The organism is Cellvibrio sp. ATLC23 (assembly GCF_057196725.1).
In genome coordinates this window covers 85,003-103,214 of the sequence record NZ_JBXUOS010000015.1, presented here as the reverse complement: position 1 = coordinate 103,214, position 18,212 = coordinate 85,003, and the positions used below count along the sequence as shown (strand labels likewise).

Annotated in this window: 1 protein-coding gene; it reads right to left on the bottom strand. The window is 53.0% G+C overall.

Going from position 1 to position 18,212, the window contains the following annotated elements; all coding sequences use genetic code 11:
- Position 1: 1 nt before the first annotated feature.
- Entirely contained in the window at positions 2–18,208 is an 18,207-nt protein-coding gene (locus AC2CG4_RS19340) for a hemagglutinin repeat-containing protein (protein WP_484487823.1), read from the bottom strand.
- Positions 18,209–18,212 lie beyond the last annotated feature (4 nt).

Below are 18,212 nucleotides of genomic sequence, written 5' to 3'. Positions count from 1 at the left end.
TTCAATTAATTTTTAACATTTTCCCAGTTTTTTCATCGTAACGATATCCATGCTTGATCAAAAAATCATACTCTTTTCCAAACCCACTTCTTTGCAATGAACCATCAGGAAGTTTTCTGTTTAATACATCATCTATAGGCTTCGTTGCCATATATATTTCATCTCCTCGCTCAACTGCTGCTTTAAGGAATGGTTCGTTTACTTCAGCCCAAAATTGATCAGGTGTTTTGTACATATTATCAGGAGCATTTAGGATATTAAATCCACCATTGTTTGCAGCGGTATAGTCAGCGTTCTTCGCTAGAATCAATTGATCATTAATAATATTTTGAGTATCGCCAACATAAGTGCCAAGAACAGTTGTTGTTTTTCCTTCAGTTGCTTTGATAACCACACCACTAGTAGTTTGCATTTCATAATATTTTTGATTGGGCGGAAGCTTGCCAAAATCCCCTTCCGCACGAACGCCAGCTAAATTATCTCTTGCTGCATTTGCAGTATTAGCAACTTCATCCGTCGCCTTACCTCCTGCTTTAATCACCTTGTAAGCATCAATGCCAACATCAATTAACTTACCACCAACAAACTCAACCGCCAAATCCGTCATGGATTCCAGATTGACCATGCTATCAGCAGCTTCCGCCGCAATAGTACATGCCGTACCCTGACAGAAATCAGATGGTTCCGCCGTTACGATACGAATTTTAACTGCATCAGGCAGTAGTTTTGCAGCTTCCAATGACTCAGGCGAAACACCCAATGCGCTTGCATCTAACTGATCGATTTCAGTATTCAAATTATCCGTTGGGCCGCGCTTTTCTGCTAATGCGCCGAGAATCAACAGCACCTCTGCTGCCTGTGCTCCTTGCAAATCGCCTTGTGCTTTTTTGCCTGCAATATAGTTTGGTAACCCCATCGCAAATTGGGAATTCAATTTGCGATTATCCACCTCCGCATTACCAACGGCATTTGCCTTGATGGTGCCCTGCGTTACCGCGTAACTGTTATTCAAACTCGCATTGAACGTGCTACCGCCAGTGCTATCCAGACCACTGCCTGCCGCTTGGTTAATACGGTCAGAGAACTGGGTTCCGAAAGCATTCGCCTGCGCTTCCTGAGTAGCGTCATTTTTTCCATCGGTACGTAACGTGAAGGCTTCTACAGTTTCATGGCCTAAAGTATTGAGCATGTCGGTTTTGACACTACCATCGGCATTAACAAAAATATTGCCATATTGCGCATTATTTTTATCCAGAACGGTGCCGCCTTTGGTGTCCACGAACAGCGTACTGCCCAATGAGGTACTGGTAGTGTTATTGCCGCTGTAGAGGAATATTTCGCTGAATTGATCTGGCGATATTCCAAACTTCGCTTGTGCCATTTGCCCTAGTGCCGCGAAGGATTGAGCGAAAGTATCGCCATCCTGACTTTTCAAACCTTCCATTAATTCTTTGTATGCTGGGTTGCGCGTCAGTTCATTTTTGAGTTGGGTAGCTTTAGTGTTGTTGTCCAGTGTGCGCCAGAAATCGGTAACACCTAGAGCTTCCTCTTGACGCACTGCACCTACTGCACGACCAATGTCCTGACCGAATTCTTTGGTGTCAGTCACATCGTTTTTAATTTGCTGACGACCGTCACTGGTCAACAACCGATGATCCAACGTTGCATCCACCGTTTGGCTCTGCTCGCTGTTCCACAGTTCCTTTTCAGTACCTGTGGTGTCACGGTTCATGCCGATTAGCGGTGAACCATTAGCTTTACCGGCTTCGGTCAATTCACCGTCTGTCTCAAGCTGGGTTCCACCCACGGTGATATTGCCGTGACCCAAAGTCGCCAGGGTTTTACTGGCACTGTTTTCCTGGGTGTTGCTGTAGGTCAGGTTGCTGGTGTTGGCGTAGAGCGTTTTGCCATTAGCGCCTTCGGCGGTGGGTTGGCCTTCGCGGGGGTTGGGAGTGCCTTCTTTTTTCTCGCCCACACCGAAGTTGGCGCTGACACCGGCATTGGTCTGGGTGTTCTGGCGGATGTTGCGCAGGTCAGTGAAATTCAGGCTGCCGGTGCTGAAGTCGAGTTGGTTTCTGTCGCTACCGTCTTCGTTAATCGTCGCCAGTAATGCACCGGTGATTTGGGTGTGGCCGCCTACGTTGACATTGGCGGTGCCACCGCTGGTGAGGCTGGTGAGGACGGTTTCGCGGGTGACGCTCATGCCGTTGCCGCCGCTTAGACCACCGTTGACGCCACTGACATCGCCACTACCGCCAAAGCTGGCACCACCACTAACCCCCATACTGGTATTGCGGCTGTTGCTGCGATCCTGCACCGATTCCAGATTGAGGTTGCCTGCAATATCCACATCCAATTGTTGGTTGGCATGGACATTCGCACCACGGATGTTGGCATCGCCACTGGTGGTCAGGTCGATGTTGTTGGCAGTGAGCGTTGTGTTGTTGTGGGTGGTGCTACGGTCGCTTTCTTTGCTGCGGTCAAAGCTGCCGGTGATGCTCGCGCCACCGCTGGCACCGTACACGGTCATTTGCGCGGTGACGTGACCATGCTCTTGTTCACTTTGGCTTTCACTGGTGTTTTTGCTGGCGAGCAGATTGAGGTCGCCGGTTTGAACACTGATTCGATCCGTCGCGCTGATATGGCTGCCGCTGATGGTGGTGCTGGTGCCTGCGGTGTTGAGCTTGCCATCCTCACCCATGGTGCCGGTCTGGATCAGCACTTGGTTGCCCGAAAGGTGGGAGGCTACGGCGGTAGTGCTCTTTTCTTTGGTGTTGGATTTGCTGGCGTCTATATCCAGTTGGATACCGGCGTTGAAGCCGTAGGTGGAGGCGCTTTGTGCCGCTGCAGCGGTTTGCTGCACTAATGCGGTCGTGGCACTGGTGAGATTGATTGCTGCAAGGGCAACGCCTGCCTGATACCACTCTTTGTCGCCTTTGACATCGCCTACGAGTTCGCGCAGTTCCAGCACATCGTCGTAATTGACGCCGGGAACTTTATTGGCATAGTCACTTTCCAGTTGATTGAGCTGGTCTTCCAACTGACTGACATTGCGCTCGTAGGCTTTGTAGTCTTTCTTGGCTTGTTCGAGTTTGTCTTTGGCTTCGTCCACCGCGATCACGGCTTTAACCACTTCAGCAGCTTGATGCTGCACCACAAAACTCAGTTCGGCGGAGCCGTGAACTTCCTTGGTTTGGGTTTCATAGGTGTCGGTGGCTTCTTGCACGGTAACACCGGTGGCGCCCGCCAAGCCAAGCGTGCCGCTGTTGTTCTTGTCAGCATCGGCGGTGAGCGTGGAGCCGGTGATGTTGACGCTGCCGGCAGTGGCAACCAGGGTGACATCCTCATTACTGGTGAGGGTGCTGCCGCGCATGCTGGTGGTGGTAGTTTTAGTATCCACCTTGTCGTATTGGGCATCGGCGAGTTTGATCGTGGCACGGCCATCTTCATTTTTGATTAGCTGATCCGGGCGGGTCAGGCCTTTAGCCAAGTCGCCAAAACCAACGTTCATTTCCTTGTCGTGGCTGTAGCTGTTAACGACGGTGCGTGAGGCGTTGATGTCGATATCGCCCATATCGCTGACGATCTTCACACCTTGTGCGCCGATAACATCCGAACCGATGACTTCACCGGAGCCGACCTTACCGGTAATTTTGCCGCCCGCAATCAGGGTGGATTCCTGACCAGAGGTGATGCCTTCGCCGGATTTGTGCTCTTTACTGCCGTAGAGATTGCCACCGCTTCCAATGCCGGATTTTTTACTCCAGCGCTCGCTGTTATTGACCACTTCACCGGCGGTAATCAGCAGTTTATCGACGGCTTCCAGGTTGATGTTGCCATCCACTATGACATCGGTTGCGGCCAGGGTCAGGTTGTTGCCCGAGAGGAAACGCGCATCGCCACCGGCTGCAATCAGGGCATTTTGCAGTTGGGTATCGGCTTCTACTGCGCCTTTATCTTTTTTGCTCAGGCCACCTACGCCGGATTTTTTACTGCGATGGAAATCCAGTTCTTCATAGGTCATGCCGGTGATATTGATGTCGTCATCCGCTGCCACCACCACACTGCCACCGGCATTGAGGGTGCCGCCGAAGATATTGACGGTGCTGCTTTCATCGGTGACCAGCTTGCCTGTGCTGTCCACATGGCTGTTCACCAATATATTCCCACCCGCATTGATCACCCCGCCGGTAACGGTTTGATCCAGGGTTTCGTTCTCGGTGGTTTTACTACGCCCAAACGATTTCTTTTTCTTGGTGTAGTCATAGTGGTAATCCGAATCCACTACGGCGCTGAGGTTTAAGTCGCGCGTGGCGGCGAGGGAGACGTTACCTGCGGCGTTGACCATGGTGCCAATAAGGTTGGCGTCTTGCCCGGCGTTGAGGTTGACGTTGCCACCGCTTTGGAGATCCACCAGCGTGTGGGTGGTTTGGGTGTCGATGACTTTTTTGCGCTTGGCGATAGATTCGCTGTGGCTGGTATTGGCCAGCGCGCTCAGGTTGAGGTCGCGCCCGGCACTCAGGCTGGCGTCGCCACCGGCTTTGAATTGGGTGCCTTCGGCATTCAGGTCGCGCCCTGCATCCAGCGTTAACCGGTGACCGGCTTCGATGCTGACCACCTGGTGGGTGGTTTCACTGGTTTTGTTGGTGACCTTGCGCGTGCTGGTGTCAGTTGCGCTGGTGATGGTTATTGCATCCAGCTTGATGTCATTACCCGCCTTGAGGGTGATGTCTTGCGCGGCTTTGAACTGGCTGCCTTGCAAGTCCAGGTCTTTACCCGCATCCATCCGCAAGCTGTTGTGTGACAGGATGGTTGAAGCAGCACCCACACTGGTGCTGGTGTTGCGGCCATCGGCACTGGTGAAGGTAGTAAATTCCGTGCGGTTGATGATGCTGCCTTCGCGGCTCACCAGGTTCACGTCTTTCCCTTCAATCAAGCCCTGCTGGTTGAGGATATCGTTCTGCGCGGTAAGGTTTAGCCAACCGCCGGATTGCAATTTGCTACCCGCCGTGTTGGTGATGCTGTCACCCGTAAGGCTGAGGAAATCCGTCGCACTGATGTTGCTCTGGTTGGTGATCTTGCCATCGGCAAAGATACCCACCATGGGGCCGGTGACTGTACCGGTGTTGGTGAAATCCTTACCGGCACTGAGCATCACCCCGGTGTTGCTGTTGATGATTCCCTTTTGATCAAAGTTACCGAGCGTGCCCAAACTCAACAAGCCACCGGCAGCAATCAACCCATTGGTACTGATGCCATTGCCCGACCAGAGATCCATCTTGCCACCGGCAGACATAACGGCGCCGTTCGGCAGCAGGCTGGCTTTGTCCACGCTGGCGAGATACAACTCCGGCACCAGTACTTTTTCGCCATTCACCGTTTTTTCCACCAGCCAGACAATATCGCTGGTGAGCGCAGCAGCCTGCTCTTTGGTGAGCGCAACGCCCACCGCCAGTTGCAAACTCTGGTTCGCCGCTACCGCGTTGTTCATCAGCGCCTGCATCTGGTCGTAGTCGTTGGTGGCACTGCCCACAAAACGGGTATTGGTCTGGCGCACCAGCGCATCGCGGATCAACTGGTTTTCAAAGAAGGCATCACCCAGGCGCTTGACCGTTTTATCCGGGTTGTAGCCGATGGCATCCAACAGGTAATCCGAACCGAGGAAGTTGCTGTATTCGGTGAATTCCGGGCGGGTTTCGATCAGGACATCGCTACCCGGCGCTTTGTTTTCTACGTACAAACCACCTACGTTTTTAGGATTGAAATCGGCGGGCAACACGTTGACTACCGTGGTTTGGGGGGTTTTATCGCTACCGGTTACGGCCTTACCACTGCCGCTAATACCTTCTACCGTGCCAGTGACTGCCACGGGCTTCAGACTGTCGGTGCTGGCGCCCGGTGCACTGCCGGTGGACCCGGCAGTGGTAGTTTCACGCGTGTGCAGCGCACCGGTTGCCACGCCGGTGCTATCGGGGGTGAAGCCATCCAGCGCTGCCAGGTTGGACGCGGCGCCATCGAGTTCGCTGGCCCGGTCATCCGGTGCGCTGGTGGTGCTGGCGTCAGTACTCGTGGGGGCGCCGAAGAGGGCGTCAAAGGCGCGTTGTTTGAGCGCATCAATATCTTCGGTGAAGCTGGTCAACGAGCCACCGACCGTACTGCTGGCAACAGCAGCGGTCAGGCTGGTGGGGTCTACATCGCTGGCGGTCCCGCCGGTTTGGGTGGCAATGGCAGTGCCGCTGCCGTTGGCGTTCACCGTGACGACTGCACTGGCGTTATGCACACCCGCTGCGCCCACTGCGCCCGATGTGTTGCCCGCGCTGAGGTTGATCACCGAACCCACGGCGCCACCACCAATACCACCGGCATTGACGCCACTGCCGTTAACGGCACCGTTTTGGGTGAGTGACTGGGCGCCGGTATTGGCCGCTGAACCCGAGTGGGTGCCTACGGTGTTGTTGCCACCGCTGGCGGCATTGGCTTGATTGCCGCGATTGCCGTTGGTATTCGTGGCACCGCCTGTATTGGTGTTTTCTGAGTGGTTGCCGCCGGAGTGACCGTTGACAGTTTGGGTAATGCTGCCTGCCAGAGAGCCGGAAATATTGCCTGCTACCCGGACAATACCTATCGGGGTACTGGTCGCATCCAGTGTGGTGACAGTGGAATAACCTTTGTCATTGGGGCTGTCAATACAACCTGAACATGGCCCCGTCCCCACATAAACCACCGTTCCCGTCCGTGTTTTGGTTTTGTCCTGGGCACTTGTCATTGTCCAAGAGCCGCCGGATACAGTCAGGTCTCCACCGGTGGAAATCACCCCGTAGAGGTTGTTAATGCTGTTATTGCCGTTAAGCGACAGGCTGCCACCCGCTGCAATCACCGCTTCGGGGCCGGAGCTGGTGTAATCGTAATGGGTGGATTCAGTAAAACTAAATACCCTGCAGCCGAATTTGAGAGTCGAGCCACAGTCTTCTTCCTTGGTTGAATACAGATATTCCTCTTTCCGTGGTGTGGTAGCAATGGTTTCCAGCGGGGTTAAGCCGTTGTTGTTGATGTAATTGGCACTGAGCGACATGGTTCCGATGGATTCGATCCGCGCCTGGTCATTATTAATAAAGTGCGTGGCCGTAAGACCCATATTGCCCAGCGAGAAGATTGTCCCGCGGTTACTCAGGGCGGACATGTTGATGTTCATATCCCCCCCGGAAAACAGCACATTACCTAAGCCATTGGCCACATCGGCCGTGGTTGTCAGGGTGAGCATACCTGCCGCTGCCGTGGTACCGTAATTGACGTATTGGTTCGCCGAAATGGTGAGGGCTTTTGCACTGGTGATGCGGCCCGTATTGGTGATTTGGCTGCGTGCTGTGATGCTGGAAATACCCTCGGAACCGCCCATGATGGCACCCATATTCCACAGGGAGCCCGCTTTCAGCGTCAGGGTTTTTACCGTGGATAGGGTGCCGTAGTTAGTGATGTCACCTTGGGTGGCGATACTCAAACTACCGTTTGAAGTAATTCTTTCGCCGGCACCTATGTTGATGGAATCCTGCACATTAAAACTCAGCAAATTACCAGCAGACACATTGCCCACGGCACCGAAGGTTTTCAGGGTAAGGTCTACTGTGTTATCCGAATCTATGCTGCCACGATTGGTCAGGGTGAGGGTATTGATACTCACCTTCTGCGCGCCGCTGATACTGCCAGCGGCTTCGTTAACCAACCAGCTTCCCTTGGCGCTCAACAAGACCTCACCCGCACGGCTGCCCAGAGTGCCCGCGTTGGTGATGGTATTGGCATCAATGGTGAGGGTGGTCAGCGCCGATATTTCGCCACTATTTACAAAATCACCGGCAGTACTCCAGTTGATAGCGCCATTACTGCGCACGACACCACCGGTATTGGCAAAGGTGCTGTAATCGGCGCTGAGTGAACCCAATCCGAAATGACTAATAGTGCCGGACGAATTATTAATTCCCCCGACCGCATTAATAACAAAGTTGTTGCTGTTAACGGCGATGAGGCCGCTAGCATTCACCAGGCCATAGCGCGATTCAATGTTGCTAGTTGCACTACCGAGTGCGGCTATTGTTCCGCCACTATTGTTCAGACCTGCTGCACTGCCTTGTACCCCAATTCCAAATGAGTCGGCAATGATGCTTGCGCCGTTGGTATTCACCAGGTCGCCAGCGGTATTAATCACTGCCTGCCCTTGGGCGCTATTAATAATACCGCCGCTATTATTGAGTTGGCCGCTGCTGGTTAACACCAACTGGCCCGCACCGGTTTTAACAATGCTACCCAACTGGTTGTTGATATCGCCTGCGTTTGCCTGAACCGTGAAATGGCTGTTGGTAGTCGCAATTTTTCCACCGCCGGAATTATCGATGACACCTGCGACGATTGAACCGCTGCCGCTTCCGGTGGAGACAATGGTGCCGCCAATATTGCTGAGCATGCGCGCGGCGAAATCCAACTCTTTACCCTGCATCACGCCGCTGTTGTTATTAATATCGCCAGAGGTATTTACCGTAAAACGACCATCCGCAATCAATGAACCGCCGTTATTATTCACAGCGGAATTAATGGTTAAATTCCCTTGTGTGTACAAATAACTGCCGTTGTTGTTAAAGGTAGAGCCGCCACCAATAGCAATCCCTGATTTTGCAAATAGCGAACCTGAGCCGGACAAACTGCCACTTAAACTGGCCGCACCCGCAGTGGATACCGAACCACCGGATAGGGTGACGCTACCGCTATTGCCTAAACTCAGCGTGCCGGTGCCTGAGTGGATAAATTGACCGGCGTTGGTAAATGATCCACTAAAGGATTGGTTGTAACTGCCCGAATAAAATGTGCCTGCGTTATAGAGATTATTGAGCGATATATCCGCACCGCTGCCACTGGCATTGAAGGTGCCGTAATTATCCAGGCGATTGCCCGATAGCCAAGTGCTGCTGGATTCAAACTGGCCCGAGTTATTAAATTGGTTAAAACCCGCCGCGCTGAAACCTGCCGCACTGATCACACCGCTGTTATTGATGGTATTGGCCTGAAAGCGCAGGTTGCTGAGCGATTTAATCGCCCCCGCATTGTTATTAATCGTCGCCGCCGTTAACAGCAACTCACCCGTACCGCTTTGTGCCAATGTGCCGCTGTTGTTGATGTCACCCGCCGTAATGGCCGTGCTATTGCCCTGACCTACCAAGGCTCCGGAATTACTGAATTGCTGGTTAACCTGCAGCGATGTATTGCCTGCTGAATTGATTTCGCCCTGGTTGACCAATGCATTGGCCTGCGCGCTGAGCTGGTTGCCCGCCTTGATCAGGCCCGTACCACCATTGGTAATGGTGCCGGTGGCATTGAGCTGGAGGTTTTTATCGGCCACCAGGTTGCCCTGGTTGTTAACGCCCGCCGCACTGATGTGCAGATCAGCCACTGAGGCGATAGTGCCGGTATTGGCAAGGGTGCCGCTGCTATCCAAGGTCAATATGCCCGACCCCAAATGCACTAACGAACCGCCAGTGTTGTTGAATTTATCAAGTTGCAGCGACCAGTTAGTCGCCCCGTTGCGAATCACGCCCCGACTGTTGTCGATCAGGTTTGGCGTCGTCAATACCAGCGCGTTGGCGTTGTTGCCTTGGGCTGCAATCAGACCTTGGTTATTGGAAATAGTGTTAGCGTTGAGCTGGATCAGATTCCCTGCCAGAGTTCCACCGGCGCCGTTATCGATGTTGTTTTGCGCGGAAAGGATCAGTTGATCCGCCCGCAGCAGCCCACCCCGGTTGGCAATACTGGCCACATCCAATTGGATACTGCCTTGGGATTGCACCGCACCATCGTTATTGTTGAATGCATTGTTGTTGGCAATGCGCAATACGCCCAGGCCGCGATGGTTAATCACCCCTTGCTCGTTGTGCAATTGCACAGCGCTCAGATCCAGGTCGCGGCTATGCACTTCCACCACGCCGTTACGGTTGGAGAGCGAGGCGGTGTTCAGTTCAAAGGCATTGCTGCCGGTGCCGCGAGCTAAAATATTGCCGTCTTCATTATCCAGCGCGGGTAAGGTCAACGTCATGCGGTCAGTGGCTTCCAACTGGCCGCCCCGGTTTTGCAAACTGTTGGCAGCGAGGGACAAATCCCTCGCTTTAATCAAGGCACCTACACCCCCAATAGCATTGTTTTCAATGCGGTCGGTATTGATGGTTAATTGCCCTTGAGTGCTGATCTGACCCGCGTTGTTGCGCAATACATTACCGCTATCCAGCGCCAAGTTGCCTGTGCCTTGATGGACAAGCTGGCCGTTATTATTGCTGAATTGCGCCGCGCCGACCGTCATGTCCTGTGCCAGACTCGCCAGTTGGCCGCCATCGTTGTTGATGTTGCCCGTGGCAACCACGGAGAAGCCATCCACCGCCTGGACACGCCCCCCCTGGCTGTTATCCACATCGGTAGCCTGCAGCTGCAAATGACGGTCAGCACGCAGATAACCCGCGCGGTTATCCATGCTATCCGTTTGGATGGTTACATCGCCCTTTGCTTCCAGATAACCGGCTCGGTTATCCAGCAGGCTTTGCACCACCATCAAGTTACCGGAGGAATACACACTGCCATCGCGATTCAACAAATCGCTCAGGCTGAGCGTACCCGTGCCTAAATGCAGCAGGGTTCCGCCCTGGTTATTGATGGCGTTATTTAAGCTGAGATTGTGGCTGTGGCTTTCGATCAAACCACCGGCAGTGTTATCCAGATTGCGCAGGCTGAATTGCAGCGCATTGTCGGTGCTGCCCAAGGCGAGTATTTCACCACCCTGATTAGTCAATTGGTCGCCGGAAAAGACCAATCCATCCCCCTGGATACGGCCAGCGTTTTCCACTAGCACACTGGTGATCTGCGCATTCGTCGCAGCCATCAAAGCGCCAGATTGGTTGTTTACCCGGCCTGCTGCAATATTTAGCTGTTGATTCGCAACCAGTTGCCCCTGGTTGGTAAAGTCACCATTGACGGCCAAATCCAGATTGCCACGGCTGAGTAACAAGCCATCGGCGTTGGTGAAATCACCAGTGGTGTTAATGGAAAAGGTTCCTGCTCCCAGATGACGAATTTCGCCCTGGGTGTTGATAAAGCGGGGATCGGTTAAGGAAAAGTTATTGGCGTGGGTTTCAATAATGCCGCGCGTGTTATCAAACACGTTGGCAATGCTTAATTGCAGGGAGTTATCGCCGTTGGATTTTGCCAACAGTAGGCCCTGTTGGTTATTTAACTGCCCGGCGGTAATTGCCAACTGGCCACCGGCGGCAATAGAGCCTTGCTGGTTATCCACGTCATGGGTTTGTACCTGAATGTCACCCAGTGCTTGTACCAAACCTTGTGTGTTATTGAGCTGCCCATGGGTATCGTTAATCACCAGATTGCCGTTACTTAACAATTCACCCTGGGTGTTATCCACTTCCGCCAGGGTCAACACCCCCGCGCCAGTCAGCACAACTTGACCTAATGTGTTATCCAGCGTATCGCTAATGGTCAGCTGGTCGCTGTGGCTTTCTATTCGACCCTGCTGGTTACTGATGCCTGCACTGAAATCCAGCCGCAATGAATTGCCCGTGGTTGCCCTGGCCAATAGCACACCGCTGTTATTGTTGAACTGGTTGCCGCGCAGATCCAATTGCTGCGCCTGGATGCGGGCCTGGTTGTTGAGCTGGTCAACCACCAGGGTTGCATTATCAGCATCGATCACCCCGGCCACGCCGGATGCCAGATTATTCGTCAGGGTCTGTGCGCGGATGGATAAGTCCGCTGCCGACACTATGCCACCGGTGTTGAGTAACTGGTCACTCTCCAGATTCAGGTTGTTGCCGCTGATTTCCCCCAGGGTGTTATCCAGACTGGTGCTATTGATGTGCAATTCGTTAGCCGTTAGCAGGCCCCGGGTGTTATCCAGCGTTGCCGCGTTCAGTGTCATACCTTGAGCGGCGCGCGCCACCAGGATGCCATGGGTATTGTCCAGGCGATTGATATCCACCCGCAGTTGGCCGGTGGAATCGATTAAACCGCCGGTATTGACCAACTCACCCTGATCTATATGCAAAGTACCGTTGCCGCGATGGATCAGCTCACCGCTGTTAGTGATACGGCTATTGGCTAGCGTGAGGTTATTGCTGGCGGCTTCAAGGCGACCAGTATTGGTCAGGTTTTGCACCTGGGCATTGAGCGAGTTGTCCGCTGTACCCGTTACCAGCAGCAAACCACCATTGGTGAATTGCGTGCTGCGCAACTCAACCGAGTCCCCTTCGAGGCGGCTGTCGGTTTCATTGGTCAATTGGTCGATAGTGAGTTGCAACCAGTTCGCGCTGACCAGTGCCGAGCCATGGAGTGCGGTAGTGCTATTGGTGAACTGGTTCGCCTGGATACCCAGCGTGTTTTGCGCAGCCAGGGTGCCACTGCGGTTGATGAGGATATCCGCCGTGATACTGAGCGATTCGCCCGCGCTAATGCTCGCGTTCTCGTTCACCAGGTTGTTGCCCATCAGCACCAGTTGGTGCTGGGCATAAATACTGCCGGTATCGGTGTTGTTCAATGTGCCTGCGTTAATGGCCAAGGTACCGGTGCCGGTATGCACAATATCACCCTGGCTATTGCGCAACTCACCGGCGGTGATCGAGCTATTTTTACCGCCGCCCTGAATCAATCCTTGGCTGTTCTCCAAGATATTGGCAATGGTTATTTGCAAATTGTCGTCGCTGCCATTTGCTGTGGTAGCTATAGCACCCTGGGTGTTGTCCAAAGCAACAGCCCGCAGCACCAGGTCATCGGCGATTAGCTCACCGGCGCGGTTATCGATATGGGTCGCCTGCAAATCTAGATGATTGATGGCAAGGGTTCCCGCGCGGTTATCCAAATACCCCACGTCGAGGGATGAAAGACCAGCACCCGAGGATAAAACCAATCCGTCATTGCGGTTATCAAGTTGATCCGCCTTGAGCGTTAACTGTGCATTGGCTTGCAGGTGTCCGGTCTTATTACTGATGACTTGAGCATCAAGATTTAGGGTATCGCCAATAATTTCGCCCGCATTGTTGTTGAGCTGGTTGGCGATCAACTGCAGGTTACGACCCGCCAAAAGTCCATGCTGGTTATCGATGTCAAGCGCATCCAGCGACAGGCGGCCCGCACCGAGAGAGATAAATTCGCCACCGCTGTTCACCAGTGTACCCAGGGTTACATCGACATTATTGTTATGGATTTCCACCGTACCCTGGTTGCGCAATTCGCTTAGCTGCACCTGTGAATCTGCATGTTGGCCATGGATCAACACCAAGCCATCATTCACCCAGCGATTCCCCTGCAGTAAACCGCTGGCAGCCTGGATACGACCAGAAGCATTATTGGTTAACTGCTGGGCATTCAAGCCAAGTTGGTCAGCAGCGATGAAACCGCTGTTCACCAGGCTATCCACCACCACATCCAGTTGGCCATTGGATTGGATAATGCCCGTTGCGCCGTTATCCAACTGGTCACTGTTCAGGCTGAGCTGGCGTTGCGCCGCCAACACACCGTGGTTGTTGATCGCCCTGATGTTCAACACCAAAGAATCACCCAATGCCGCTACCTGGCCTTGAGCCAGGTTATCCAACTGGCGGGTATTGAAGGTGATGGCATTGCCCGCCTGAAGCAGGCCGTCATTGGTTAGCTGTTGTACGTTAAGTTGCAGGTTGTTTGCGGCAACAATTTCACCAGCGCCCAGGTTATCCAGCGAATCCAGATTCAGGCGAACATCGCCCGCGCCCTGGATCAATCCCCCCTGGTTCACCAAACCCAATTGCTCAATAGCCAGTGTGCCATTGCCCCGGTGCAGGATGACGCCGGAGGTGTTGTCCAGACCGGTATTGGCCAAGGTGAAGTTAATACCACGCGATTCTATGGTGCCGGTATTGAGTAAGCGTTGGGTATTGATAACCAGCGAATCGCTGGCTGTGTCACGCGCCAGAATCGATCCGCTGTTGTGCAGCTCATCCAGATTAAATGCCAGTTGGGCGGACTCAATGCGTCCATCCTGGTTGAGCAGGCGGGTGGCGTTCACTTCCAGTAGTGAATCGCCAATCAAATTGCCTTGGGTATTGTCCAATTGGTTCGCGGCGAGAAGGATAGCCCCACTGCCACCAATCAGCCCTTGATTGGTGTTATCAATAGTAGCGGCATTGATCTGCAGGCGATCTGTACCCCAATAGATAATACTGCCATTGTTGTTGTCCAGCCCCGCCGCGATATTCAACTCGCTGGGAGAAGCCCCGGATATAATCAGCTTGCCGCCGTTGCTGTTATCCAGATCTTGCAGATTTAGACTAAGCCCGTCGCCGGTTTGGATGACACCGGCTTGGTTGTTCAAAGCGCTGAGCGATACCTGCAATTGCTTTTCTGCCAGCAATTCGCCACCGCGATTATCCAGACTATCGGCATCCAGCCTTATGGTGCCCTGGCTCGCGAGGATGCCGTCGCGATTATTGAATTCACCGGTGTGGCGAATGTGTAATACTCCCGTGCCACCATGGATGATCTCACCTCCCATGGATTCCATATCCACACCATCCAGCAACAGGTTTTCGCTATTCGCTTCCAGTCGCCCGCTATTGATGAAAGTCTTAACATTGAATTCCAAAGAATTATTGGCATTGCCGGCTGCCAGCAAATGGCCTTCATTCAATAGCCGATCCGTATCCAGGATCAGTTTATTAGCTTCGATAAAACCGGTTCCCAGATTATCAATGTGGGTGCTGGTGATCGCCAGCTGGTCGGCACTGACAATCCCATTGGTGTTGATTAGCTGCTCGCTATCCAAGGTTTGCGCACCGGCTGCCATTAATTTGCCCTGGCTGTTGTCGATCAGATCACTGGCCTGAATATGCGCATTACCGGCTGCGCTGATCAAACCCTGCTGGTTCTGCAATGTTGTTGCTACCAGCTTCAGGTCGCCATTGGAGTCAATGTTGCCCTGATTGTTATTCAGCACAGCGCCCGTAATTGAAGCAACACCTGACCCGGTATAAAGAATTTTGCCGCGCGTGTTATGCACATTGGCCGCATTAATAGTCATGGCATTGCCTTGGGCAAACACAGTGCCGCGCGTGTTGTTCAGGTCACCACTGACGTTGAGACGCAAGCCGCTGCCGCTGGCTGATGTCGCCGAGATGGTGCCATCGGTGTTATCCAATTGCGGGACACTCAAATCAATCTGGCCGCCCTGCAGCAGCCCGGCAATATTGGTCAGCCGATCCAGGTTTAACACCAGATCAATGCCATTCACCGTGCCGCCATTGTTATCCAGCGAGCTGGTAGTAATACTCAACTGTTGCCCGCTGTTAATGACTCCCTGCTGGTTGTAAATATCGCCAGTGACACTGATAACCAACCCGGAATCACTGCCCGTTATACTGCCCTGCTGATTATTGAGCGACTGGGCAGACACATTAACGGCACGCCCCTGGAGTGAACCGGAGCGATTGTTGAGGCTGGAAGCAGTAACGCCTAACTGGTTCACCCCCAAGAGGGTGCCTGCACTATTGTCGAGTTGATTAGCGTTAAGGGTTAGCTGATTGGCGGCAATTGTGCCGGAGGTGTTGTTGATTGTAGAGGCGCCGATAATCAGGTTACTGTTGGACTGGATGCTGCCACCGGCATTGAGTAAATCGTTCAGGGTCAGCGAAAACACGCCCTGCCCTGCATGCAAAATTTTCCCATTCCGGTTATCCAGAGTTCCCAGACCTAATGACACATTGTCAGCGTCAGTCCCCAGCACCCCACCGTTATTGATCAGCGAATCCGTATTGATCAACAACCGATCCTTTCCAGTAACAACCCCGGCGGTATTGTCGAGTCTGTCGGTGCTGAGGTGCAGTTGGCGGCTGTGGATAGTGCCATCGCTATTGCGCACTGTTGCTGCGTTAATCGCAATGCTGTTATTGGCTGCCAATTGGCCTGACTGGTTATTTAACTCACCCACCCTGACATTCAGCTCACCCTCGCCCAACACTGTTATCTGGCTGTTGTCATTGGTGAGCGACTGGCTGTCGATTTTCAGACTCTCACCAGCCGTTTCGATGATGGAACCCTGGGTATTGCGGATACTATTACTGACCTCGAGGGTGAGTGAGTTACCCGCTGTGCCTTGCGCCAGCAACACACCGCCCTGGGCAAGGTAGTCGGTTGCGCTCAGGTTGATGTGTTGCGCCTGAATCTGGCCACTGTTGCTCAATAGTTGGGCAATATCGAGGGTTAGCCCATTCGCCAATAAGGTTCCAGTGTCGTTGTGCAGATCAGCAGCATCCAATTGGAGGTGGTTTGCACTAATATTGCCGCCCCCATTTTGGATGAGGTTGGAGGCATGGATATGTAACCCCGCACCCTGGCTTACCTGAATATTCCCTTGGCTGTTATTTAATGAACCCAGGTTTAGGCGGGTATCGGCATTGGCGAAAATCGTGCCCGCACTGTTATCCAGATCGCCCTCCACATCCACATGCAATGAATCTGCCTCTGCTCCGGTAGCGAGCAGTAGGCCTTGCTGGTTTTGGAGGCTAGTCGCCGTTGCTGTCAGGGTTTCTGCACGCACATCGCCCTGATTATTCACCAGTTGATTCGCGGTAAGCACCGTGTCCCGGGCGCTGAGTATGCCGTTAGAGTTATCCAAGGTGTGCGCCTGCACCTGGAGCTCATCGTCTACCTTCACTACACCCTGGGCGTTTTTAAAGCCTTCGCTCGCGATAATGCCAAGTGACCCACCCTCGGCAACCTGTATCTGGCCAGATGAGTTGTCGATATTGGTTGCCACCACACTGGCATTGGGAGTGTTAAATTGCAGCAGACCTTTGTTAGTGAAATCACCACTCAACTGCAGCGACTCGGCAGTTTGAAAAATCACCTGCCCCTGATCATTTGTCAGGTTGGCAGATTCCAGTGAAAATTCACCGCCCACATAAAAGGTGCCATAGTTTTCAAGACGATCGGCAATCTTGCCTTGCACATAACCCGCGCTATTTAACTGTCCATCCGTACCCAAACCCGCATAGAAATTACCGCGCTGGATGAATGATTCCCCAGTTAAGCCAATACCATTCACAGCACCCAGGAGACCGTGGTTATCGATAGTATCTTTCGCATCTAACTGCAACGATTTGGCATAGACCTGGCCAAGGGTTTCAATCGAACCACTATGAGATTGCAATTTAATCGTGTTATTGGCCTGGGCATTTTTGATAACGATATTGCCATCGGCACTCAGCTGAAGGTCATTGACCGATTGGATTAACCCTTGGGAATTAACTCCCATACCCTGCTCGGTTCCCACCAGGCGAATGGAGTTGGCATACATGGCGCCTAGTGATGAGGCATCCAACGCGATTTGGAAGCCCGGAGATGCTGCAGCGCCATTGGCAGCCACTGCACCGGTGTTGTAATCAACACTATTAACACCCGTAATCACATTCAATTGCCGGGCATAAAGCTGGGCATTGATACTGGCGGCGCGCGCGAGGATATCAAAGCGATCAACATTCGCGGCATTCAGGCCCTTGCCATCCAGGCGGAAATCACCCCCGCTGATATTGAAACCGCTGAGGCTCCCACCCTGCAGGGCGGCGCGACCTGTCGCTAGGGTCACGCGCGGGGTATTGATAAACCCACACCCATCGCACGTAATACCATTGGAGTTGGCCAGCACAAACTCTGCCGACCGACCGGCAATTTCAATATGGCCGAATAGATTCGAGCGCGAGTTGCTTGTCACTTCATTCAGGATAATGCTGGCTTCGCCACCGGCAAGCCGACGGTTACCATCCGTCCATCCGCCCAATTGGGTAAGCACAGGTGCAGCGCTGTTATTGAGAATAAGGCCGTTATTATCAACATTAAATTCACTGAAAAGATTGTGTGATACACCGCCAGCAGTAGGTGCAGAAATATCGACAACGGTGGTGCCATTGGATGCCTGTTTAATACCTGCCTGACGTGCTTGTTCTGCCGCCAGATCGACTTGTACGCTGGAAATTTTTGCTGTGGATACTGGAGCAGATGCAATTTTAATATTGCTTGCGTAACGAAGTTGTTGCTCCTGTTGCTTAATCAACTTTGAGACTGGCTGTTGCGCCAAGGCTGGATTGACAACCATAGCGACAATAACAAGAGCAGTTACACTGCGTTTAAAAATTGTGTGATTCATCCGT

Coding starts and splice junctions, on each gene's coding strand:
- AC2CG4_RS19340 (WP_484487823.1), bottom strand. CDS start 18,208: ATGAATCACACAATTTTTAAACGCAGTGTAACTGCTCTTGTTATTGTC.